Below are 21,763 nucleotides of genomic sequence, written 5' to 3' on the forward strand. Positions count from 1 at the left end.
GGAGCTCCGTGACCGGGCCCGTCACCACCTCCCCCTGCGCCGGCGTCGCCGCGGGGACCGCCTTCCTCTCCGGCCCGGGGCCGGTCGTCGACTTCGGACCCGGCGCGGTGGCCCGAATTCCCGACCACCTCGCCGGACAGGGGGTGCGGCGCGTCCTCGTGGTGACCGACGCGGGGCTGCGGGCCGCGGGGGTCGTGGACGCGGTCACCGCCCCGGTGGCCGCCGCCGGGATCGCGGTCGAGGTGTACGACGCCGTGCGCGGCAACCCGTCGGTCGAGGTCGTCGAGGCCGGCGCCGAGCACGCCCGCGACCTGGGTCTCGACGCCGTCCTCGCCCTCGGCGGCGGGTCGAGCCTCGACGCGGCCAAGGGCATCGCGCTGCTCGCGCCCACCCCGGGCGCGCGCGCCGACGGCACCGGAGCGGTCCCGGCGCCCGGCCTGCCGGTGGTGGCCGTCCCGACCACCGCGGGCACCGGCGCCGAGACCAACGGGTTCGGCGTGCTGGAGGACGCGGCCAGCCGCCAGAAGGTCTACTGCGGCGACGCGAGCGTCGTGCCCCGGGTCGCGGTGCTCGACCCCGAGCTGACCTACGGCCTGCCCGCGGGGGCCACCGCCGCGACCGGCGTCGACGCCCTGGTGCACGGGCTCGAGTCGCTCGCCTCGCGGGGCCGCGACCCGATGTCCGAGGCGTTCGCCGCCGAGGCGGTCCGCCGGGCCTGGGCGTGGCTGCCGGTGGCGGTCGCGGACGGGGGCGACCCGCGGGCCCGCGCCGAGATGCTCGTCGCGGCGCACCTCGCCGGGCAGGCGCTCACGCGCAGCGGCCTCGGGCTCGTGCACGGGCTCGCCCACGCGTTGTCCCTGCACACCGGCGCCGTGCACGGCCTGGCGCTCGCGGCGGTGCTGCCCGAGGTCGTGGGCTGGTCGCTCGACGCCGACCCCGCGGGCTGGGGGCGGGCCGCGGAGGCGGCGGGCCTGCCGGCGGCGTCCGCGCTGCCCGATGCGCTGGCCGGGGTGCTCGACGCCACCGGCACGCGGGTCACGGTGGCCGACCTGCACGCCGGACCCGACCTCCACGCCGCGCTGGCGCGCACCGCGTTGGCCGACCCGGTCAGCCGGAACGCCCCCCGACACCCGACATCGGCGGACGAACTGGTCGCCCTCCTGGCGAACTGCTGAACTCCCGGGGGCGTTCGCCCGGATTTGTGGTCATGCAACAGGTTTCCGCCCGGAGTCCTCGCTGTGCGCGTAGAGCGCGAGGCAAGGCGGTCCTTACCGTCGGGAGCGTGATCGACCAGCGGGCCTGCGCGGGCGCAGCACCGAGCTGCCTGCCGCCCCGCTCCCCCCGGATCCCGCAGGAGGACCCGTGACCGCACTCGAGACCATCCCCGAGCACGTGACCCGGATCAACGAGGCGAAGACGCCGACCGGTCCCGGGCGTCCCGGTGCCAGCACCGCGCACATCACCCCGTCGACCGAGCACCTGACGACCGACGACATCGAGCGCCTCGGCGCCGAGCTCGAGGTCATCCGCGACCGCGTCATGTCCTCGCTCGGCGACGACGACGCGCGCTACATCCGCCGCGTCATCCGTTCGCAGCGCGGTTTCGAGGCGGCCGGCCGCATCCTGCTGCTCGGTGCGCTGTTCCCGCCGGCGTTCCTCGCGGGCACCGCGTCGCTCGCCGTCGCGAAGATCCTCGAGAACATGGAGATCGGCCACAACGTCCTGCACGGTCAGTGGGACTGGATGCGCGATCCCGAGATCAACTCGACGACGTGGGAGTGGGACCACGTGTCGACGGCGAAGAGCTGGCAGCAGACCCACAACTACCTGCACCACACGTACACCAACGTGCACGGCAAGGACCGCGACATCGGCTACAACGTGCTCCGGGTCGACCCGGAGCAGGAGTGGCAGCCGATCTACCTGTTCCAGACCTTCACGAACGCCGGTCTGGCCATGATCTTCGAGTGGGGCATCGCGGCCTTCGACCTCGAGCTGGACCAGATCCAGCGCGGCGAGGCCACCTGGCGCGACAAGCTCCCCGAACTCAAGGCGATGGGGCGCAAGGCGGGCAAGCAGGCGCTCAAGGACTTCGTCGTGTTCCCGGCGCTGTCGGGGCCCTCGTTCGTCCCGGCGCTCGCCGGCAGCGTGCTGGCCAACGTCATCCGCAACATCTGGTCGCACGCCGTGATCTTCTGCGGACACTTCCCCGTCGAGGTCGAGACCTTCGACGAGGAGCGGCTCGAGAACGAGTCGCAGGCCGAGTGGTACGTCCGCCAGATGCTCGGCTCGGCCAACATCGACGGCTCGGTCCTGCTGCACATCATGACCGGGAACCTGTCGCACCAGATCGAGCACCACCTCTTCCCGGACATGCCCTCGCGGCGCTACCGCACCATCGCGCCCGAGATCCGCGACATCTGCCGCCGCTACGGCCTGCCGTACCACTCGGGCCCGATGTGGAAGCAGTACGGCGGCGTGCTCGCGAAGATCGCGCGCCTGTCGTTCCCCGGCGGGCACAAGCGCACCGCCAAGCAGCGCCTGCGCGCCCTGCCGTTCGGCCGCCGGCGCGCGGAGTCGCTGGACGCTGCCCCGACCGCGGCCTGACGCTGCCGGCGGCCCTGCCGCTGCCGGCGCCTCAGCCCTCCGCGAGGGCGGAGCCGCCGGCGCGCAGGGCCAGCGCGACCTCGAGCCGGCCCACCGGGTCGTCGAGGACGCCCGCGAAGGCCTCCTTGAGCCGGGCGAGCCGGTAGCGCACGGTCTGCGGGTGCACGTGCAGGCGGGTGGCCGCCTCGGCCACGTCGCCGTGGGCGTCGAGCCAGGCCGTCAGCGTCGTCACCGCGCGGTCGCGGGCCGCCGCGGTCATGCGCCGCAGCGGCTCGAGGCGCTGGGCGACGAGGTCGGCGGTCAGCGTGACGTCGGCGTGCAGGAGCAGGGCGAGCAGGTGGTCCTCGGAGCGGATGAGCCCGGCGCCCGGCAGGTGCCCGTCGAGCTGCAGCGCCCACGCCGCCCGGGCACGCGTGACGGTGCGGGGTGTCTGGTCGGGCGTGACGGTCGGCCCGAGGACCGTCGCGGTGCCGCGCACGGCGTCGGTGAGGGCGTCGGCACGACCGGGGCCGTCCGGGTCCGGCACGAACACGATCCCGACCCCGTCGACGACGGACGCGGCCACCTCGGGCGGCAGGCGGCGGCAGACGACGCCGAGGGACTCCTCGGCCATCACCAGTGCGCCGACCTCCTTCGGTGGCGTCCACCCGGCCTCGCGCGCCAGGGCGTCGAGCTCCGACGCCTCGGGGGCCGGCGTCCGGCACAGGCGCTCGACCAGCGCGTGCTGGCGGGCCTGGCGCGACCCGGCCGCGAGCGACTGCTCGTAGGCGTAGCCCGAGACCGACGCGGCGGCGAGCTGCTCGATGTAGGCGAAGAGGGCCTCGGCGAGCCGGAAGATGGCGTCGGCGCCGAGCCCCAGGTCGTCGGGACCCTCGGGCGCCGTCCCGTTGTCCGTCCCGTGGCCACTGCCGTTGCTGCTGCCGTCGCTCGTGGCCGCGATCCGGCGCCACAGCACCCGCGAGCCGATTCGGTAGGCGCTCTGCAGGGCGTCCATCGTGCGACCGTGCCGGTGCTCCACGCGTCCGAGCTCGAAGTACACGGTGGTGTCGGGCAGCGCGTCGTCGGTGCCGAGCAGGTCGAGGAACTGGTCGAGCGCCACCGAGACGCCCAGCCGGATGCGCCGCCCGAACTCGCCGTCCATGGAGAGCGCGTACTCGGCGATCTCGGCCCGCACGGTGGCGATGATCTCGTCGCCGGTGCCGAGGACCACGGGGCGCAGCCGCGCGCCCGCCTCCGCCGGCACGTCGGCCCACGGGTGCCGTCGCGATGCGTCCGTCACCGGGCACACACCGTCGCTCACGTCGTCCAGTGTCGCAGGATCGCGGGAAGACGCCAGGATCCGAGCGCCGCAGCCGGGAGCGACGTGCCCCACGTGGTCTGTCCCACGCCTCCGCCCGGGCGGGGGTCGGGGAGACGGTCCACGATGACGCGGTGATCCCCTCGGCGCGCGGGCCCCTCCGAGCGCTGCGCGCCGCGCTCTCGACCCAGCTCCGGGCTCCGGGCGCTCGGACGTCGTTGCTGGTGGGCGCCGTGGCCGCGCTCGTCGCCGGGTCCGGGCTGCGCCCGCTGACCCGCCGCTGGCCCGCCGCGGTCGTGGGCAGCCTGCTCTCGTCGACGGCCACCGAGACCCCGCGGGCGACGGCGCTGCTCGTGGGCGCGGGGGCCGGGGTGGCGCTGCGGCGCGGGGCGGCGGGCAACGCGGCCGGCCGGGTCGGTCTCGGCGTCGCGGGCGGCGCGGTGGCCGTGCTGCTCGCCCTGGACCGGGGCGCGCGCACCGACGCCACGCACCTCGCCGAGGCCCTGTCCGCCGAGCTGGGCCCGGTGGAGCTCCCCGATCGGGGGAGGGTGCTCCGGTCGATCCTGGGCCGCAGCCGCTACGCCACCGCCCGGGACATTCCGTACGGCCCCGACCCGGTGGCGAACCTCCTCGACGTCTGGCGGGACCCGGCGCTGCCGCCCGACGCCCGCGCCCCGGTGCTCGTGCAGATCCACGGCGGGGCGTGGTCGTCGGGCAGCAAGGCCGCGGACGCCCACCCGCTGATGGCGCACATGGTCGGGCGGGGCTGGGTGTGCCTCAGCGTCGACTACCGCCTCGGGCCGACCGAGCGCTGGCCCGCCCAGATCGTCGACATCAAGCGGGCCCTGGCCTGGACGCGGGCCCACGTCGCCGAGCACGGCGGCGACCCGGACCGGATCGCGATCACCGGTGGCTCGTCGGGCGCCCACCTCGCCGCGCTCGCCGCGCTGACCCCCGGCGCGTGGCAGCCCGGCTTCGCCGACGAGGACACCTCCGTCGCGGCGGCCGTCTGCCTCTACGGCATCTACGACCTGACCAGCGACGACGGCAGCGGCACCCTCGACGAGCTGCTGGCCGAGACGATGATGCCGACAGCGCTCGACCAGGACGCCCACCCCTACGTGGCCGCCTCGCCGTCCGCGCGGGTGCACCCCGGCGCGCCCCCGTTCATGGTCCTGCACGGCACCGGCGACGCGATCGTCGTGCCGGCGCAGAGCCGCGCCTTCGTCGCGCGCCTGCGGGCGGTCTCGCGCGCCCCGGTGGTGCACGCCGAGCTCGCGCACGCCCAGCACGGCTTCGACCTCGTGCCCACGGCGCGGACCCTGGCGGCCGTGCGGGCCGTGGCGGCGTTCCTCGAGGCGGTGGTGGGGGAGGCGGTGGTCGGACGGGGAGTGTCCGGCGATCGATAGGCTGGTGACACCCGGTTCGACATCCTCAGGAGAGTCCGTCGTGTCCTCGCTCGCCCCGCCCCAGCCCCTCGTCGCCGACAGCGTCCGGGTGACTGCGGGCACCACCGCGGGGCAGGCGGTCCGCGAGGCGGGGCTGCCGACCACCGGGCCGCAGACCGTGGTCGTCGTCCGCGACGCCGACGGCGCGCTCAAGGACCTCGCGTGGAGCCCGTCGGAGGACGTCGACGTCGCGCCGGTGGCCGCCGACACGGAGGACGGCCGCGCGGTGATCCGCCACTCGGCGGCGCACGTGCTCGCGCAGGCGGTCCAGCAGATGTTCCCCGAGGCCAAGCTCGGCATCGGCCCGCCGGTCACCGACGGCTTCTACTACGACTTCGCCGTCGACCGCCCCTTCACGCCCGAGGACCTCGACGCCCTCGAGAAGGCAATGCGCAGGATCGTCAAGGCGAAGCAGCGGTTCGTGCGCCGCGAGTACGCCTCGCTCGAGGCCGCGCGCGAGGAGCTGGCGGGCGAGCCGTTCAAGCTGGAGCTGGTCGATCTCAAGGGATCGGTCGACACCAGCGAGGTCATGGAGGTCGGCGAGGGCAGCCTCACCGCCTACGACAATGTGCACGCCCACACCGGCGAGCGGGTCTGGGGCGACCTCTGCCGCGGCCCGCACATCCCGACCACGGGCTTCATCCCGGCGTTCAAGCTCACCCGCAGCGCCGCGGCGTACTGGCGCGGCGACCAGCGCAACGCGCAGCTGCAGCGGATCTACGGCACGGCGTGGGAGTCGCCGGAGGCCCAGGACGCCTACCTGGAGCGGGTCGCCGAGGCCGAGCGTCGCGACCACCGCCGCCTCGGCTCCGAGCTCGACCTGTTCAGCTTCCCGGACGAGATCGGCTCGGGCCTGCCGGTCTTCCACCCCAAGGGCGGGATCGTCCGCAAGGAGCTCGAGGACTACAGCCGCCAGCGCCACGCGGAGGCCGGCTACGAGTTCGTCAACACCCCGCACGCCACCAAGGGCGAGCTGTTCTCGGTCTCGGGCCACCTCGACTGGTACCGCGAGGGCATGTTCCCCGCGATGCACCTCGACGCCGAGTTCGGCGACGACGGCGAGGTGAAGCGGCAGGGGGTCGACTACTACCTCAAGCCGATGAACTGCCCGATGCACAACCTGATCTACCGGGCGCGCGGGCGGTCGTACCGGGAGCTGCCGCTGCGGCTCTTCGAGTTCGGCACCGTCTACCGGTACGAGAAGTCGGGCGTGGTGCACGGCCTCACGCGCGCCCGCGGCTTCACCCAGGACGACGCGCACATCTACTGCACGCGCGACCAGATGCGCGACGAGATCCGGTCGCTCCTGCAGTTCGTGCTCGACCTGCTGCGCGACTACGGGCTCGACGACTTCTACCTCGAGCTCTCGACGCGCAACCCGGAGAAGTCGATCGGGTCGGACGAGGCCTGGGACGAGGCGACGAACGTCCTGCGCGAGGTCGCCGAGGGCGCGGGGCTCGACCTCGTGCTCGACCCCGGCGGCGCCGCGTTCTACGCCCCGAAGATCTCGGTGCAGGCCAAGGACGCGATCGGCCGGACCTGGCAGATGTCGACGATCCAGGTCGACCTCATGCTCCCGGACCGCTTCGAGCTCGAGTACACGGCGCCGGACGGGTCGCGCCAGCGGCCGGTCATGATCCACCGCGCGCTCTTCGGCTCGATCGAGCGGTTCTTCGGCGTGCTCACCGAGCACTACGCGGGCGCGTTCCCGGCCTGGCTCGCCCCGGTGCAGGTCGTCGGCATCCCGGTCTCGGGCGACCAGGCCGGGTACGTCGCCGAGGTGGCCGCCCGGCTGCGGGCCGAGGGCCTGCGGGTCGAGGTGGACGACTCCGACGACCGCATGCAGAAGAAGATCCGCACGCACACCCTGCAGAAGGTGCCGTTCCTGCTGCTCGCCGGCGGCAAGGACGTCGAGGCCGGCGCGGTGTCGTTCCGTTTCCGCGACGGCTCGCAGCGCAACGCCGTACCCGTCGACGACGCGGTCGCGGCGGTGGTCGACTGGGTGCGCCGCCGGGAGAACGCCTCACCCGACGCGGAGAAGTTCGCGCCCTGATGAGCGGGGAGAGCACCGAGCTCGACGAGCTGTGGGGGGCCGGCACCCCCGACGGCTTCCGGCGGCTGTGGGCGCCCCACCGGATGGCCTACATCGCCGGGGAGACGGGCACGGGCGAGGAGTCCGGCCAGTGCCCGCTGTGCCGGATCCCGACACGGTCCGACGAGGACGGTCTCGTCCTGCATCGGGGCGAGCGCGTCTACGCGGTGCTCAACCTGCACCCGTACAACCCCGGGCACCTCATGGTGGTGCCCTACCGCCACGTCGCCGGGCTCGACGAGCTGGACCTCGAGGAGTCCGCGGAGCTCGTCGCCGTCACCCAGCAGGCCGTGCGGGCGCTGCGCGCCGTCGCGGCGCCGCACGGGTTCAACGTCGGCATCAACCTCGGCCACGTCGCGGGCGGCTCGCTGGCGGACCACCTGCACCAGCACGTCGTCCCGCGCTGGGGCGGCGACGCCAACTTCATCACCGTCGTCGGGCAGACCAAGGTGATCCCGCAGCTGCTCGCGGAGACACGGTCGCGGCTGGCCGAGGCGTGGCCCGGGAACTCCCGATGATCAACGAGTGGGCCCGGGCGGCCATGAGGGGCGGGGTCGAGCCGACCGCGTCGTGGCTGGTCCGGCGCGGCGTGCACCCCGACGTCGTGACGATCGTCGGAACGGTCGCTTCGACGGCGTCGGCGCTCTGGCTCATCCCGACCGGGCACCTGTTCGCCGCGTCTCTGGTGGTGTGGGCGTTCGCGATGCTCGACGTGCTCGACGGCGCCATGGCCCGCGCCCGCGGCGTGAAGAGCCCCTTCGGGGGTGTGCTCGACTCGGTGGGCGACCGGCTCGTCGACGGCGCCGTGTTCGCCGGCATCACCTGGTGGGCCTTCACCGCCGACCGGCCCCTGCTCGCCGGGCTGGCGCTGGCGTGCCTGATCACCGGCCAGCTGATCTCCTACATCAAGGCGCGCGCCGAGGCGGCGGGCCTGCGCGCCGACGGCGGGCTCGTCGAGCGCGCCGAGCGCCTGATCCTGGGGCTCGCCGGCGTCGGCCTGGTCGGGCTCGGCGTCCCGTACGCCCTCGACGTGGCGCTCTGGCTGCTGGTCGTGGGCTCGGTGATCACGATCGGGCAGCGCGTCGTCGCCGTGTGGCGCAGCGCCCGCGACCAGTACGGGGCGGCCACGGGGCACACCCCGGACAGCCGCCCCGTCGACACCCCGGGGGCCGGATGACGACGACCGCCGCTGCCCCGTCCGGCCTCTCGGCCGGTGAGCGGGCCAGCGAGCTCGGCTACGCGGCGGGCTGGCGGCTGGTGCGCGCGATGCCCGAGCCGGCCGCGCGCTGGGTGTTCCGCGCGGGCGCCGACCTCGCCGCCCGCCGGGGCGGGCGGGGCACCGAGCGGCTGCGCGCCAACCTCGCGCGGGTGCGCCCCGACCTCGACGCCGACGGGCTCGACGCCCTCACCGCGGCCGGCCTGCGGTCGTACGCCCGCTACTGGCGGGAGGCGTTCCGCCTGCCGGGGGCGGACCACGCGGCGCTGGCCCGGCGGCCGGTGGTCGAGGGGCAGGAGCACCTCGACGAGGCGCTCGCGGCCAGCCGCGGTGTCGTGGTCGCGCTGACCCACTCCGGGAACTGGGACATGGCGGGGCTCTGGCTGGTCGCGCACTCCGGGCCGTTCACGACCGTGGTCGAGCGCCTCAAGCCGGAGTCGCTCTACGAGCGCTTCGTCGCCTACCGGGAGTCGCTCGGGTTCGAGATCCTCCCGATGACGGGCGGCGAGGCCCCGGTCCGCGGGCTCGTGCGGTCCCTGCGCGCCGGGAAGGTGGTGTGCCTCGTCGCCGACCGGGACCTGTCGGCGCACGGCGTGCCCGTCACGTTCTTCGGCCACCCGGCCTCGATGCCGCCCGGCCCGGCGTCCCTGGCCGCGAGCACCGGCGCCGCCCTCCTGCCGGTCGGGCTGTCGTTCACCGACGACCCGGTCACAGGCGAGGGCTGGCGCTTCCGCATCCACCCCCCGGTGTCCGTGCCCGACCGCGCCGCCGTCCCCGCGGCCACCCAGCGGGTCGCCGACGTCTTCGCCGGCGACATCGCCGAGCACCCCGAGGACTGGCACATGCTCCAGCGCGTCTGGCGCGACCTGCCCTGACCAGGCTGCGGGAAACCGCAGCGGACCCGGTGGACGACCCCAGGGTGCCGGCGACGCGATCTTCCTAGCGTCGTCGCCATGGACATCGCAGCGGGGTTCACGGGCTGGGCGATCGGCGTGATGGCGCAGGTGGGGGCGCCCGGGGCGGGGCTGGCCATCGCATTGGAGAACCTCTTCCCACCGCTGCCCAGCGAGGCGGTCCTGCCGCTCGCGGGGCTCGCGGCGGGCCGGGGCGAGTTCTCCCTCGGCGCGGCGCTGGTGTGGACGACCCTGGGATCCGTCGCGGGTGCCGTCGTGCTCTACGCCGTCGCCGCCGCCGTCGGGCCCGCGCGCCTGCGCGCGGTGGTGCGGCGCCTGCCGCTGGTGCGGGAGTCGGACCTCGACCGCGGCGAGGCGTGGTTCGCCCGCCACGGCACCGCGGCGGTCCTGCTCGGCCGGATGGTGCCGGTCGTGCGGAGCGTCATCTCCGTGCCGGCGGGCGTCGAGAGGATGAACCCCGTGCTGTTCGTGGCGCTGACCGCGGCGGGCAGCGCGCTGTGGAACGCCGTGTTCGTCGGGGCGGGGTACGTGCTGGGCGCGAACTGGGTGGTCGTGGCACCGTTCGCCGACGTGCTGGAGAAGGTGGTGATCGTCGCCGTGGGGGTCGCGCTCGTGGTGACGGCGGTCGGCGCGGTCCGCCGGGCACGGACCCCGGGGCGGCACCGTGAGCCGCGCTGAGGAGCCGGGCCGGACCACGCCGGCCTGGCTCGCCTCGCTCACCCGGGACGCGGTCGGGGGAGCCGCCCGGGCGACGGTCGGGGTCGTGCTCGGCGGCGTCCTCGCGGTGGCGGTGGTGCCCGTCGCCGTCGGCGCCCTGCTGGCGGCGCCGGTGTCCCGCGCGGTCGGCCGGCGCTGGCTGCGCGTCGTCGTCACCGCCGACCGGCGCCGGCTGCGGCGCTGGCACGGTCACGCATCCGGGGAGGCGCCGGTCGGCGACCGCGCGGCGGCGGGCTACCTGGCGGTCCGCGTCGTCACCGGGACGGCGGCCCTGGTCCTCGTCGTGATCGGAGGCGCCGTCGCGGCCGGCTACCTGCTCGTCCCGCCCGTCCTGCTGGCGCGCGGGGACGTCCCGGCGGCGACCTTCGCCCCGAGCGTCGGGGTCGGGGTCGTCGCGCTGCTGCTGACCGCGCAGGTGATCGCCGCGAGCGCCGCGCTCGACCGCCGCCTCGCCGCGCGGCTCCTCGACGGCGACCCGACGGCGATGCTGCGCCGGCGGGTCCGCGAGCTGGCCGCGAGCCGGGCCGACGTGGTCGCCGCCGTCGACGACGAGCGCCGCCGCATCGGGCGGGACCTCCACGACGGCGTGCAGCAGCGCGTCGTCGCGCTCGCGATGCTGCTCGGCCGGGCCCAGCACACCACCGACGCCGAGCAGGCCGGCGGGTTGCACCAGCAGGCGCACCGCGACGCCCGGGCCCTCATCGGCGAGCTGCGCGAGGTCGCGTGGCGCGTCTACCCGACCGAGCTCGACGAGGCCGGCCTCGACGCGGCGCTCGAGAGCCTCGTCGACCGCGTCCCGCACGCGATCTCCCTGCGCAACGACCTCGTGCGGACGCCGGCGCGCGGCGTCGCGCTCGCGGTGTACTACACGATCAGCGAGGCGGTCACGAACGCCGTCAAGCACGCACACGCGGAGGCGATCACCGTCGAGGTGGGTGAGGACGGCGACACCCTGGTCGCCCGGGTGCGCGACGACGGGCGGGGCGGCGCCGACCCCGCCGGCAGCGGGCTCGCCGGGCTCGCGGGCAGGCTCGCCGCGCTCGACGGCCGCCTGGTGGTCGACAGCCCGGTCGGCGGGCCCACCGTCGTCGCCGTGGAGATCCCGTGCGGGTGATCGTCGCGGAGGACTCGGCGCTGATGCGCGAGGGGCTCGTCCGGCTCCTGGGCGACGCGGGCCACGAGGTGCTCGACGGCATCGGCGACGGCGACGCCCTGCTCGTCGCCGTGGGGGAGCACCGCCCCGACCTGGTGCTCGTCGACGTGCGGATGCCGCCGACCCACACCGACGAGGGGCGGCGCGCCGCGCTCACGATCCGCCGCGAGCACCCCGGCACCGCGGTCCTCGTGCTGTCGCAGTACGTCGAGCGCCGGCTCGCGCGCGAGCTGCTCGACGACGACGAGGGCGGCGTCGGCTACCTGCTCAAGGACCGCGTCGCCGACGTCGGGGACTTCCTCGACGCGATCGCGCGGGTGGCCGCGGGCGGCACGGCGCTCGACCCGGAGGTGGTCCGGCGCCTCCTGGCGCGCACGGCTCCCGACCCCCTGGCCACCCTCACCGCCCGGGAGCGCGACGTGCTCGCGGCGATGGCGGAGGGCTTCACCAATGCCGCGATCGCCGCGCACCTCCACGTCTCCGCCAGCGCCGTCGAGAAGCACGTCAACGCCGTCTTCGACAAGCTCCTCCTCGCGCCGGGGGAGGGCTACAACCGGCGGGTCCTGGCGATCCTGCGCCACCTCGACCCGTGACGATCAGGGCGCCGGCGTGTGGCCCGCCGCGATCCGGGGCCACTGGGCGGCGGGGCGCCCGTCGAGGCAGAAGTCGCTGCCGTCGACGACGACCGGCTGCGGCCAGCCGACGGGGGAGTCCTCCCAGGGCTCACCGCGCCCGTAGACCGTCATGTCGAGCAGGCCGGTGGTCGGGGCCATCACCTCCACGCCGCGCCCGCGCGTCCGGTACGTCTCGTACACGCGGTCGCCGACCCGCAAGAACACCAGCAGCGCGAACCCGCCGTCCAGTCCGAGCGCCTCCTGCGCGCTGGCGTCGATCGCGTACCAGGGCGCCCCGAGCCCGAGGAAGTCGCGGTACCGCACGCTGTCCTCGTAGGGGCCCTGGGCGATCGTCGCGTACGTGACCCCGCGGGCGTGCAGGTAGGCGAGCTCGCGGACCTGGCTGTTGAAGTAGGTGCAGCCCGGGCACTGCTCGGCGGCCGGGTGCCCGGCGTGCCACATGTGGCAGTACGCGACGAGGCGGGCGCGGCCCTCGAACGCGTCGAGCAGCGTCGTCTCGCCGTCCGCGGAGGTCAGCGGGGTGGCGGCGTCCACCGCCACCATCGGCAACCGGCGCCGGGCGGCGGCGATCGCGTCGCCGGCGTGGGTGTGCGCCTTCTCGCGCACGAGCAGGGCGTCGCGCTGCTCCTGGTAGGTGGCTCGGTCCACGACGGGCGGCAGGGCGGTGCCCTCGGTGTCGATCACGGCGTCGACGGTCATGACGGTTCTCCTGTCTCGGTTCTTGCGGTACTGCTGCTGTCCAGGTGGGCGACGAGGTCGTCGAGGCGGGAGTCCCAGTCGCGGGCCAGCGCGGCGAGGAAGCGCTGGGCCACGCGCATCGGCGCGGAGCGCAGGCGGAAGCGCACGCGGCGGCGCTCGCCCGGCTCGGCGGTGACGAGGCCGGCGTCGGCGAGCAGGGTCAGGTGCTTCGCGATCGCCTGCCGCGAGATCGGGAGGCGCGCGGCGAGATCGGTGGCGGTGGCGGGCCCGCCGGCGGCGAGGGCGGCGAGCACGGCCCGGCGGCTCGGGTCGGCGAGGGCGACGAAGACCTGCTCGGCGACCGCCTCGTGATCGTCGCGCTCAGCGGGCATCGAGGTACGCCACGAGCTCGCCGAGCTCGTGGGTCCAGCCCTCGTCGTGCGACGCGTGGCCGCGGCGGTGGTCGGCGTCGCCGAGCTGCGCGAACCCCGACTCGACGAGGTGCAGCCGCGTGCCCGTCGGTGTCGGCTCGAGGGTGAACTCGACGTAGGTGCGCCGCGGGTCCTCGCGGTCCACGCCGTCGACCCGCCAGGTGAACCCGAGGACCCGGGGCTCCTCGACGCGCTCGACGCGGATCTCGGCGTGCTGGCCCCCAGCTGTGTCACCGCCCGTCCAGACGACCTCGGCGGACCCGCCCGGCCGCAGGTCGATCGACGCCTCGTCGCCGAGCCACGAGCGCAGCCCGTCGGCGGTGCTCAGGGCCTTCCAGACGACCTCGGGGCGGTGCGCGAGCTCCGTCGTGCGTTCGATGCGGTCGGGGAACCCCACGGCGCCTCCTCGGGTGGCAACTGTCGAGTTGCGAAAATATGGCAACCGACTAGTTGCGTCAGGCGATGTCGCAGGGTGGACAGGACGTGCGCGCTCCGTGCGCGTCCGTTCGGGCTAGGCGTGACGTGGAGCACACAGAAAGGCGCTATCGTTCATCGCATGAACACGGCGTCGCGGCCCGGTTCGCCGGCCGGCCTGCGCGACGCGAACCGCCGGCGGGTGCTCGACGCGGTGCGCGCCGGCGGGGCGCCGACGCAGGCGGAGATCGCCGTGGCGACCGGCCTCGCGCCCGCCACGGTGTCCAACATCGTGCGCGACCTCGGGGCCACGGGCGTGCTCGTGGCCGGCGACGAGGTGCGCGCGGGCCGCCGGGTCCGGGCGGTCCGGCTGGTGCGGGGCGCCGGCATCGTCGCCGGCGTCGACTTCGGGCACCGGCACGTCCGTGTCGCCCTCGCCGACGTCGCGGACCCCACCGCGGCCGCCGGTCACCCCGTCCCGCCCGAGCACACCGAGGTCCGCGCCGACCTCGCCGACGGCCACGGCGTCGCCGACGGGCTCGACACCGCCGCCGGCCTGCTCGACACCGCGCTGCGGCGTGCCGGGATCGAGCGGTCGGCCCTGCGGGGCGCGGTCGTCGGCCTGCCGGCGCCGCTCGACCTCGCGACCGGCGCCGTGGGGGCGTCGGGCGTGCTGCCGGGCTGGGTCGGCGTCCCGCTGGCCGGGCGGGTCTCCGAGCACCTCGGCGTACCGAGCTCGGTCGACAACGACGCCACCCTCGGCACCCTCGCCGAGCAGCGCTGGGGCGCCCTGCGCGGTGTCGACGACGGCATCTTCCTCAAGCTCTCCGACGGCGTGGGGGCCGGGCTCGTGCTCGGCGGGCACCTCTACCGCGGGCCGGACGGCACGGCGGGCGAGATCGGGCACGTCGCCGTCGAGCAGGGCGACCGCTTCGCGGCCGTGTGCCGCTGCGGGCACCGGGGCTGCCTCGAGACCGTGGTGTCGACGCGGACGGTGACGGCGATGCTCGAGCCGCTGCTCGGTGCCCCGCTCACGGTCGCCGAGGTGGTCGCCCGCGCCCGCGACGGCCACGCGCCCGCGGCGCGCGTCCTCGCCGACACCGGCCACCACGTCGGGGTCGCGCTCGCCGGACTGTGCACGGTGCTGACCCCGCGGCGGATCGTCGTCGGCGGCGAGCTCGCCCAGGCCGGCGACCTGCTCCTCGGGCCCCTGCACGCCGCGCTCGCCGCCGCGGCGCTGCCCGGCACGACCCGGACGGCCGAGGTCGCCGTCGCCGAGCTGGCCGAGCACGCGCCGGTGCTCGGGGCGCTCGCGCTCGCCCTCGACCGGTGCGCCGCCTGACCGGTGGATCGCCCCGGCACCCGGGTGGCGTACCGCCGGACGAGGGTCCAAGATCGCGTCGCTGTCTTCATCCGTTGACGACATCCGGACCGCCGCCCTAGCCTGTGGTTCGCATCACATGCATCGGCGCCCGAGATGCGGAGGCCCTCGTGACCGTGCCCCCCGGGACGACGTCGGCGGATCAGCTGCCGCACGCCCTCGACGCCCCCGAGGTGACGCGCCGTCTCGACGGCCGCCGGCCCGCCGTGTTCCTCGACTACGACGGCGTGCTCACCCCGATCGTGCCGCGCCCCGAGGACGCGATCATGACCGACGAGATGCGCGGCGTCCTGCGCTCGCTCGCCGGGCGCTGCCCCGTCTGCATCGTCTCGGGCCGTGACCGTGCCGTCGTCGCCGAGCTCAGTGGCGTCGACGACCTCGTGATCGCCGGCAGCCACGGCTTCGACATCTGGGACCCGCAGCGCGGCGCGATCGAGCACGAGGCCTCCCGCGGGTGGGAGGGTCTCGTCGCCGAGGTCACCGAACGGGTGCAGGTCGCCGCGGCCGCGATCGAGGGCACCCAGGTCGAGCCCAAGCACGCGTCGGTGGCCCTGCACGACCGGCACGTGGCGCCCGACGAGCGGCCGCGCGTCGCCGCCCTCGTCGACGAGGTGCTCGCCGAGCACCCCGGCGAGCTCCGCGTCACGCCGGGCAAGTTCGTCCACGAGATCCAGCCGAAGATCGACTGGAACAAGGGCAAGGCCGTCGAGCACCTCATCGGCGTCCTGGACCTCGACCGCCCGGACATCGTGCCGATCTACCTGGGCGACGACATCACCGACGAGGACGCGTTCCGCGCGCTCGCCCAGCGGGAAACGCCCGGGCTCGGGGTCCTCGTGATCGACCCGTCCGACGCGGCCGGGCGCGAGACCGCCGCGACGGCCGTGCTCGCCACGGTGGACGAGGTGGGCCGCTTCCTCGACGGCCTGGCGAGATGAGTGGCCCGATGAGTCCCTCGAGTACGGAGACGTCAGTGACGAGCACGACCGAGCAGCAGACCGCAGGCACCGACACCGGGGACGTCCTGCCCGGGGGCGCGGTGGCCGACGACTTCACCCTGACCTGGACGGGTCTCGAGCCCGACGACGAGGGCCTGCGCGAGGCCCTGACCAGCACCGGCAACGGCTACTTCTGCACCCGCGGCGCCGCCGAGTGGGAGGACACCGACGCGCCGAAGCACTACGCCGGCACCTACGCCCACGGCGCCTACAACCGCGAGACGACCATCCTCGGCGGGCGCCCGGTGCTCAACGAGGACCTCGTCAACCTGCCGAACTGGCTGGTCCTCAAGCTGCGCATCGAGGGCGAGGAGGCCATCCGCCTCGACAACGTCGAGGTGCTCGACTACCGGCACTCCTACGACATCCGCACCGCCACGGTGGGCCGCGAGTTCCGCTTCCGCGACCGCGCGGGCCGGGAGACGACGCTGCGCAGCCGCCGGTTCGTCTCCATGGCGCACAGCCACCAGGCGGCGATGGAGTGGACGGTCACCGCCGAGAACTGGTCGGGCCGCATCGGCATCGTCTCGGCGATCGACGGGCGCGTCGACAACACGATGGTCGCCCGTTACCGCGACCTCGAGGGCCGCCACCTCGACCCCGTCACCCCGCGCACCTTCGGGCCCGAGATCATCGCGCTCAAGGTCCGCACGCGGCAGTCGAACCTCTACGTCTCCGAGGCCGCGCGCACCCGCGTGTACCGGGGCCGGGGCCGCGGCTGGGAGAAGATCGAGCCGGCGCGCACGTTGCACCAGATGAACGACTACATCCAGCAGGTGCTCGACCTCGACCTCACCGAGGGCGAGACCGTGCGCGTCGAGAAGATCGTCTCGTTCTTCACCAGCCACGACAACGCGATCACCGAGACGCTCACCGCCGCCGGCCGCCACGTCGAGCGCTACCCGGACTTCGCGGGCTGCTTCGCCGAGCACGTCGACGCCTGGGACGAGTACTGGGACGTCGCCGACCTCGAGGTGCCGCGGGAGCCGCGCGTCGAGCTGCTGCTGCGCTTCCACATGGCCCACGTGCTGCAGGTCTGCTCGCGGCACACGGCGCGTCACGACGCCGGCGTGCCCGCCCGCGGGCTCAACGGCGAGGCCTACCGCGGGCACGTGTTCTGGGACGAGCTCTACGTCTACCCGTTCCTCAACTACCGGGTCCCGGAGATCACCCGCGGGCTGCTGATGTACCGCTACCGGCGCCTCGCCGAGGCCCGCGCCGCCGCGGAGCTCGAGGGCTACCGCGGGGCGATGTTCCCCTGGCAGTCCGGCAGCGACGGCACCGAGGAGACGCAGGTCGTCCACCTAAACCCGCTCTCGGGCCAGTGGGACCCGGACCACTCGCACAACCAGCGCCACGTCAACGCGGCGATCTTCTACAACGTCTGGCAGTACTACCAGGCCACCGACGACCTCGAGTTCCTGCGCGACTACGGCGCCGAGCTGATGCTCGAGATCGCCCGGTTCTGGGCGTCGATCGCGCACAAGAACCCGAACACGGGGCGCTACGAGATCCACGGCGTGATGGGTCCCGACGAGTTCCACGAGCGCTACCCGGGCGCCGAGGCCGGCGGGCTGCGGAACAACGCCTACACCAACGTCATGGTCGCCTGGATCGCGGCGACGGCCCCGAAGGTGCTGGAGCTGCTGCCGAAGAGCCGGCGCCGCGCGCTGCGCAGCCGTCTCGGGATCACCGACGACGAGGTGGCGCGCTGGCGGGAGATGAGCACCTCGATGACGGTGCCCACCCACCGCGACGACGACGGCCACGCGGTGATCACCCAGTTCGAGGGCTACGAGTCGCTCGGCGAGCTCGACTGGGAGGGCTACCGCGCCCGGCACAAGAACATCCAGCGGATGGACCGCATCCTCAAGGCGGAGGGCGACGACCCGGACCGGTACAAGCTGGCCAAGCAGGCCGACGCGGTGATGCTGTTCTTCCTCTTCGGCGACGACGAGCTCCGGGAGATCTTCTCGCGCCTCGGGTACGACGCGATCGCCGACGACGACGACCTCGCGCGCCGCACGATCGCCTACTACGACCGGCGCACCTCGCACGGCTCGACGCTCTCGCTCGTCGCGCACGCCGCGGTGCTGGCCGGCATCGACCCCGAGAGCTCCTGGGAGCGCTTCCTCGTCGCCGTCGAGTCCGACATCGGCGACGTGCAGGGCGGCACCACCAAGGAGGGCATCCACATGGGGGTGATGTCGGGGACCCTCGACCTCCTCCAGCGGGCCTACCTCGGGGCCGGCGCCCGCGACGGCGTGCTGACGTTCGCCCCGCGGCTGACCCTGCGCCTCGACGGCCTCGCCCTCTCACTGGTGTTCCAGGGCACGACGCTGCGCGTCTCGGTGCAGGACGGCGCGCTGACCGTCGCCGTGCAGTCGGAGGGCTTCAGCCACCCGGTGCGCATCGGCCTCGGCGGCGAGGTCCGCGAGCTCGGGGCGGGCCAGGAGTGGACGGTGAAGCTCGACCGCGACGGCCGCATCAGCGCCTCCGCGGACGCCGCGGACGCCGTGGCCGCCCCCGTTTCCCCGGCCCAGAGCACGACCACCGCCGGCGCCCCCGGCGATCACGACCACGAAGGGAACGGCGCATGAGCGGGTACACCGGAGCGATCTTCGACGTGGACGGCGTCCTCGTCGACTCCCCGCACGAGGAGGCCTGGCGCGAGTCGCTGCGCGAGCTCATGGAGGGGCCCTGGGCGGACATCGTCGGCGAGACGAGCTACAGCCCGGAGAAGTTCACGCCGGCGCTCTACCACGAGCGCATGTCGGGCAAGCCGCGCAAGGCGGGGGCCACCGCAGCGCTCGAGTACTTCGGTGTGCCGGACATCGACCGCCGCGTGCAGGAGTACGGCGAGTACAAGCAGGAGATGATCATCCGGCTGATCTCGGAGGGCCGCTTCTCGGCCTACGACGACGCCGTGCAGTTCGTCGTCGACGTCAAGCAGTCCGGCATCCCGATCGCCGCGGCGTCGTCGTCGAAGAACGCGAAGCTCTTCCTCGAGCGCGTCGACCTGTCCCGCTTCGGGGCGGAGGGCAACCTGCACGGCTACTTCGACGTCGACGTGTCCGGCCGGGACTTCGCCCAGGGCAAGCCCAACCCGGAGATCTTCCTGACGGCGGCCTCCGAGCTCGGCGTCGACCCCGCGAACGCGTTCGTCGCGGAGGACGCCGTCAACGGCATCCAGGCGGCGAAGGCCGGCGGCTTCGGCGCGCTCGGGGTGTCCCGGGCCGACGACGTCGACGCGCTGGCCGCCGAGGGTGCCGACGTCGTCGTCACCGACATGGGGACGATCGACCTGTCCGCGCTCGGCCGGGGCGAGCTGGTGAGGAAGTCATGAGCGGGTTGACCGTCGGCGTGGACGTCGGCGGTACCAAGATCGCGGCGGGCGTCGTCGACGAGGACGGCAAGCTCATCGCCTCGACGCGCCGCGAGACGCCGGCCACCGACACGCACATGGTGCTCGAGGCCATCGCCGACGGCGTGCGCGAGCTGCGCACCGGCCACGAGGTCGTCGGGGTCGGCATCGGCGCGGCGGGGTTCGTCGACGCCGCCCGCGCGAAGGTGATGTTCGCGCCCAACCTCGCCTGGCGGGACGAGGACCTGCGCGGCGAGCTCTCGATGGCGCTCGACCTGCCCGTGGTCGTCGAGAACGACGCCAACTCCGTCGCCTGGGCGGAGTCGCGGTTCGGCGCGGGCCGCGACCACGACGACCTCGTCGCGATCACCATCGGCACGGGCGTCGGCGGCGGGATCGTCACCAACGGCCGTCTGTTGCGCGGCGGTTTCGGGGTGGCCGCCGAGATCGGCCACATCACGATGGTCCCGTACGGGCGGCGGTGCGGCTGCGGGCTGCAAGGCTGCTGGGAGCAGTACGGGTCGGGCCGCGCGCTCGTCGGCGAGGCCCGCGAGATCGCCCGCCACTCGCCGGCGTTCGCGGCCGGCCTGCTCGCCGCCGCCGGCGGCGACCCCGAGGCGATCACCGGGGAGATGGTGACCGCCGCCGCCCAGCAGGGCGACGTCGGCGCGCTGCACTGCTTCGACGAGATCGGCCGCTGGATCGGCCTCGGTCTCGCCCAGCTGGCGGCCGTGCTCGACCCGACGCTGTTCGTCATCGGCGGGGGCGTGTCCGCCGCCGGCGAGGTCCTGCGGGGCCGGGTCGAGGAGACCTTCCGAGCGAATCTCACGGGACGTGGCCACCGGCCCGTCGCCGAGGTGCGGCTCGCGGAGTTGGGATGGGAATCCGGGATGGTCGGCGCCGCCGACCTCGCCCGGACCAGTGACGACAGTGCCGTTCCGGGGAGTGACCGATGACCGATCCAGCGCCGGGGGCACCCGGTTCCAGAGAGAAGACGACCGCCAAGGCGATCCTCATCTCGATCGTGGCCGCCGTCGGCGGCTTCCTGTTCGGCTTCGACTCGAGCGTCATCAACGGCGCCGTCGACGCGCTGAACGACCAGTTCGGGCTGCAGGACAGCCCGCTGCTGTCCGGGTTCGCCGTGGCCGTGGCCCTCCTCGGGTCGGCCGTCGGTGCCTGGTTCGCCGGTCCGTTCGCGGACCGGTACGGACGCGTCCGCGTCATGCTCATCGCGGCCGCGCTGTTCGCGATCAGCTCCATCGGGTCCGGTCTGGCGTTCGCCGTCTGGGACCTCATCATCTGGCGGTTCCTCGCCGGCGTCGGCATCGGCATCGCCTCGGTCATCGCCCCCGCCTACATCGCCGAGATCGCGCCCGCCCACATCCGCGGTCGGCTGGCCTCGCTGCAGCAGATGGCGATCGTGCTTGGCATCTTCGTCGCCCTGCTCTCCGACGCCCTGCTCGCGGGCGTGGCCGGCGGCGCGGCGAACACCTTCTGGCTGGGCCTCGAGGCCTGGCGCTGGATGTTCCTCGTCGGCCTCATCCCGTCGATCATCTACGCGCTGCTCGCCCTGCGGATCCCCGAGTCGCCGCGCTACCTCGTGGCCAAGGGACGCATGGACGAAGCAGGCCGGGTCCTCGCCCAGGTGCTGGGCAGCACCGTCGAGGGCGTCCAGGGCAAGCTCCACGAGATCGGCGAGACGCTGCGCCGCGAGGACAAGCCCAGCCTGCGCGACCTGCGCGGGAGCGCCGCCGGCCTCCGCCCGATCGTCTGGGTCGGCATCCTGCTGTCGGTCTTCCAGCAGTTCGTCGGCATCAACGTGATCTTCTACTACTCGACGACGCTCTGGCAGGCCGTCGGGTTCTCGGAGAGCGACTCGTTCCTCGCGTCGGTCATCAACTCGCTGGTCAACGTGCTCGCCACGGTCGTCGCGATCCTCATCGTCGACCGGGTCGGCCGGAAGCCGATGCTGCTCGGCGGCTCGGCCGGCATGGTCGTCACGCTGGCGATCATGGCCATCGCCTTCTCGCAGGCCGTGATCACGGTCGGCGAGGACGGCTCCGAGACCCCGAACCTGCCCGGGCCCTGGGGGCCGATCGCGCTCGTCGCGGCCAACCTCTACGTGGTCGCGTTCGCGGTCTCGTGGGGCCCGGTCGTCTGGGTGCTCCTCGGCGAGATGTTCCCGAACTGGCTGCGGGCGGCGGCGCTCTCCGTGGCCGCGGCCGCGCAGTGGATCGCGAACTTCCTCATCACCGTCTCGTTCCAGGCCCTCGCCGACATCGGCCTGACCCTGGCGTACGGGCTCTACGCGCTCTTCGCTCTCCTGTCGTTCCTGTTCGTCAGCAGGTACGTGCAGGAGACCAAGGGCAAGGAGCTCGAGGAGATGGTGGCATAGCCCTGTCGTCGTAAAGGGCTGGT

At 74.3% G+C, this 21,763-nt stretch carries 20 protein-coding genes; 16 read left to right on the forward strand and 4 right to left on the reverse strand.

Translation table 11 applies throughout. The features are described from left to right. Positions 1-8: 8 nt before the first annotated feature. Both WCD41_RS10940 and WCD41_RS10945 read left to right on the forward strand, forming a co-directional pair. Positions 9-1,175 carry an iron-containing alcohol dehydrogenase family protein gene (locus WCD41_RS10940; RefSeq protein ID WP_337713459.1) on the forward strand — a complete coding sequence of 389 codons (1,167 nt, stop codon included), beginning with the start codon at positions 9-11 and terminating at the stop codon, positions 1,173-1,175. Between the two features lie 283 nt (positions 1,176-1,458). Next, the gene (locus WCD41_RS10945; protein ID WP_373695131.1) at positions 1,459-2,607 is read left to right on the forward strand and encodes a fatty acid desaturase family protein; all 1,149 of its coding nucleotides are present in this window, start codon (positions 1,459-1,461) and stop codon (positions 2,605-2,607) included. A gap of 31 nt (positions 2,608-2,638) precedes the next feature. Here the strand turns inward: WCD41_RS10945 and WCD41_RS10950 are convergent, their stop codons facing one another. Further along, positions 2,639-3,907: a PucR family transcriptional regulator gene (locus WCD41_RS10950; RefSeq protein ID WP_337713461.1), complete on the reverse strand. Its 1,269-nt coding sequence runs from the start codon at positions 3,905-3,907 to the stop codon at positions 2,639-2,641. A gap of 131 nt (positions 3,908-4,038) precedes the next feature. Here WCD41_RS10950 and WCD41_RS10955 point away from each other — a divergent pair, with 131 nt between their 5' ends. From WCD41_RS10955 to WCD41_RS10990, 8 genes are all read left to right on the forward strand, one after another. Beyond that, positions 4,039-5,313 (forward strand): alpha/beta hydrolase fold domain-containing protein, encoded by a 1,275-nt coding sequence (locus WCD41_RS10955; protein WP_337713462.1) that lies wholly within the window; start codon positions 4,039-4,041, stop codon positions 5,311-5,313. Between the two features lie 40 nt (positions 5,314-5,353). Beyond that, positions 5,354-7,405, forward strand: coding sequence for a threonine--tRNA ligase (gene thrS, locus WCD41_RS10960; protein ID WP_337713463.1), 2,052 nt, complete (start codon positions 5,354-5,356; stop codon positions 7,403-7,405). Further along, positions 7,405-7,962, forward strand: a complete 558-nt coding sequence (locus WCD41_RS10965; protein WP_337713464.1) for an HIT family protein — start codon at positions 7,405-7,407, stop codon at positions 7,960-7,962. Before thrS ends, WCD41_RS10965 begins: the two co-directional genes overlap by 1 nt. Continuing rightward, the gene (gene pgsA / locus WCD41_RS10970; protein WP_337713465.1) at positions 7,959-8,621 is read left to right on the forward strand and encodes a phosphatidylinositol phosphate synthase; all 663 of its coding nucleotides are present in this window, start codon (positions 7,959-7,961) and stop codon (positions 8,619-8,621) included. Before WCD41_RS10965 ends, pgsA begins: the two co-directional genes overlap by 4 nt. Then, complete coding sequence (locus WCD41_RS10975; RefSeq protein WP_337713466.1) at positions 8,618-9,535, forward strand: phosphatidylinositol mannoside acyltransferase; 918 nt, start codon at positions 8,618-8,620, stop codon at positions 9,533-9,535. Before pgsA ends, WCD41_RS10975 begins: the two co-directional genes overlap by 4 nt. Before the next feature lie 78 nt (positions 9,536-9,613). Further along, entirely contained in the window at positions 9,614-10,252 is a 639-nt protein-coding gene (locus WCD41_RS10980; RefSeq protein ID WP_337713467.1) for a DedA family protein, read from the forward strand. After that, the gene (locus WCD41_RS10985; RefSeq protein WP_337713468.1) at positions 10,239-11,405 is read left to right on the forward strand and encodes a sensor histidine kinase; all 1,167 of its coding nucleotides are present in this window, start codon (positions 10,239-10,241) and stop codon (positions 11,403-11,405) included. Before WCD41_RS10980 ends, WCD41_RS10985 begins: the two co-directional genes overlap by 14 nt. Continuing rightward, on the forward strand, positions 11,396-12,037 hold the full coding sequence (locus WCD41_RS10990; RefSeq protein ID WP_337713469.1) for a response regulator transcription factor: 642 nt from the start codon (positions 11,396-11,398) through the stop codon (positions 12,035-12,037). The genes WCD41_RS10985 and WCD41_RS10990 overlap by 10 nt, the downstream gene beginning before the upstream one ends. A gap of 3 nt (positions 12,038-12,040) precedes the next feature. On the opposite strand, the gene WCD41_RS10995 is transcribed toward WCD41_RS10990, so the two are convergent. From WCD41_RS10995 to WCD41_RS11005, 3 genes are read right to left on the reverse strand one after another with little or no spacing between them, the layout of a single operon-like run. Then, positions 12,041-12,778 carry a DUF899 family protein gene (locus WCD41_RS10995; RefSeq protein ID WP_337713470.1) on the reverse strand — a complete coding sequence of 246 codons (738 nt, stop codon included), beginning with the start codon at positions 12,776-12,778 and terminating at the stop codon, positions 12,041-12,043. Then, complete coding sequence (locus tag WCD41_RS11000) at positions 12,775-13,149, reverse strand: metalloregulator ArsR/SmtB family transcription factor (protein ID WP_337713471.1); 375 nt, start codon at positions 13,147-13,149, stop codon at positions 12,775-12,777. The genes WCD41_RS10995 and WCD41_RS11000 overlap by 4 nt, the downstream gene beginning before the upstream one ends. Then, a complete protein-coding gene (locus WCD41_RS11005) occupies positions 13,139-13,585 on the reverse strand; it encodes an SRPBCC domain-containing protein (protein WP_337713472.1) in 447 nt (148 codons plus the stop codon). The genes WCD41_RS11000 and WCD41_RS11005 overlap by 11 nt, the downstream gene beginning before the upstream one ends. Before the next feature lie 159 nt (positions 13,586-13,744). On the opposite strand from WCD41_RS11005, the gene WCD41_RS11010 reads away from it, so the two are divergent. From WCD41_RS11010 to WCD41_RS11035, 6 genes are all read left to right on the forward strand, one after another. Continuing rightward, complete coding sequence (locus WCD41_RS11010) at positions 13,745-14,944, forward strand: ROK family transcriptional regulator (RefSeq protein ID WP_337713473.1); 1,200 nt, start codon at positions 13,745-13,747, stop codon at positions 14,942-14,944. Positions 14,945-15,093: 149 nt separating this feature from the next. Next, positions 15,094-15,921, forward strand: coding sequence for a trehalose-phosphatase (gene otsB / locus WCD41_RS11015; protein ID WP_337713474.1), 828 nt, complete (start codon positions 15,094-15,096; stop codon positions 15,919-15,921). Positions 15,922-15,956: 35 nt separating this feature from the next. Further along, entirely contained in the window at positions 15,957-18,581 is a 2,625-nt protein-coding gene (locus tag WCD41_RS11020; protein WP_337713475.1) for a glycoside hydrolase family 65 protein, read from the forward strand. Further along, the gene (locus WCD41_RS11025; protein ID WP_337713476.1) at positions 18,578-19,327 is read left to right on the forward strand and encodes an HAD family hydrolase; all 750 of its coding nucleotides are present in this window, start codon (positions 18,578-18,580) and stop codon (positions 19,325-19,327) included. Before WCD41_RS11020 ends, WCD41_RS11025 begins: the two co-directional genes overlap by 4 nt. Continuing rightward, positions 19,324-20,301, forward strand: a complete 978-nt coding sequence (locus tag WCD41_RS11030; protein ID WP_337713477.1) for an ROK family glucokinase — start codon at positions 19,324-19,326, stop codon at positions 20,299-20,301. The genes WCD41_RS11025 and WCD41_RS11030 overlap by 4 nt, the downstream gene beginning before the upstream one ends. Continuing rightward, positions 20,298-21,740, forward strand: coding sequence for a sugar porter family MFS transporter (locus WCD41_RS11035; RefSeq protein WP_337713478.1), 1,443 nt, complete (start codon positions 20,298-20,300; stop codon positions 21,738-21,740). The genes WCD41_RS11030 and WCD41_RS11035 overlap by 4 nt, the downstream gene beginning before the upstream one ends. Positions 21,741-21,763: the final 23 nt, after the last annotated feature.

The sequence above is a fragment of the Actinomycetospora aeridis genome (assembly GCF_037400275.1).
GTDB lineage: Bacteria > Actinomycetota > Actinomycetes > Mycobacteriales > Pseudonocardiaceae > Actinomycetospora > Actinomycetospora aeridis.

Coding starts and splice junctions, on each gene's coding strand:
- WCD41_RS10965 (WP_337713464.1), top strand. CDS start 7,405: ATGAGCGGGGAGAGCACCGAGCTCGACGAGCTGTGGGGGGCCGGCACC.
- pgsA (WP_337713465.1), top strand. CDS start 7,959: ATGATCAACGAGTGGGCCCGGGCGGCCATGAGGGGCGGGGTCGAGCCG.
- WCD41_RS10975 (WP_337713466.1), top strand. CDS start 8,618: ATGACGACGACCGCCGCTGCCCCGTCCGGCCTCTCGGCCGGTGAGCGG.
- WCD41_RS10980 (WP_337713467.1), top strand. CDS start 9,614: ATGGACATCGCAGCGGGGTTCACGGGCTGGGCGATCGGCGTGATGGCG.
- WCD41_RS10995 (WP_337713470.1), bottom strand. CDS start 12,778: ATGACCGTCGACGCCGTGATCGACACCGAGGGCACCGCCCTGCCGCCC.
- WCD41_RS11000 (WP_337713471.1), bottom strand. CDS start 13,149: ATGCCCGCTGAGCGCGACGATCACGAGGCGGTCGCCGAGCAGGTCTTC.
- WCD41_RS11010 (WP_337713473.1), top strand. CDS start 13,745: ATGAACACGGCGTCGCGGCCCGGTTCGCCGGCCGGCCTGCGCGACGCG.
- WCD41_RS11025 (WP_337713476.1), top strand. CDS start 18,578: ATGAGCGGGTACACCGGAGCGATCTTCGACGTGGACGGCGTCCTCGTC.
- WCD41_RS11030 (WP_337713477.1), top strand. CDS start 19,324: ATGAGCGGGTTGACCGTCGGCGTGGACGTCGGCGGTACCAAGATCGCG.
- WCD41_RS11035 (WP_337713478.1), top strand. CDS start 20,298: ATGACCGATCCAGCGCCGGGGGCACCCGGTTCCAGAGAGAAGACGACC.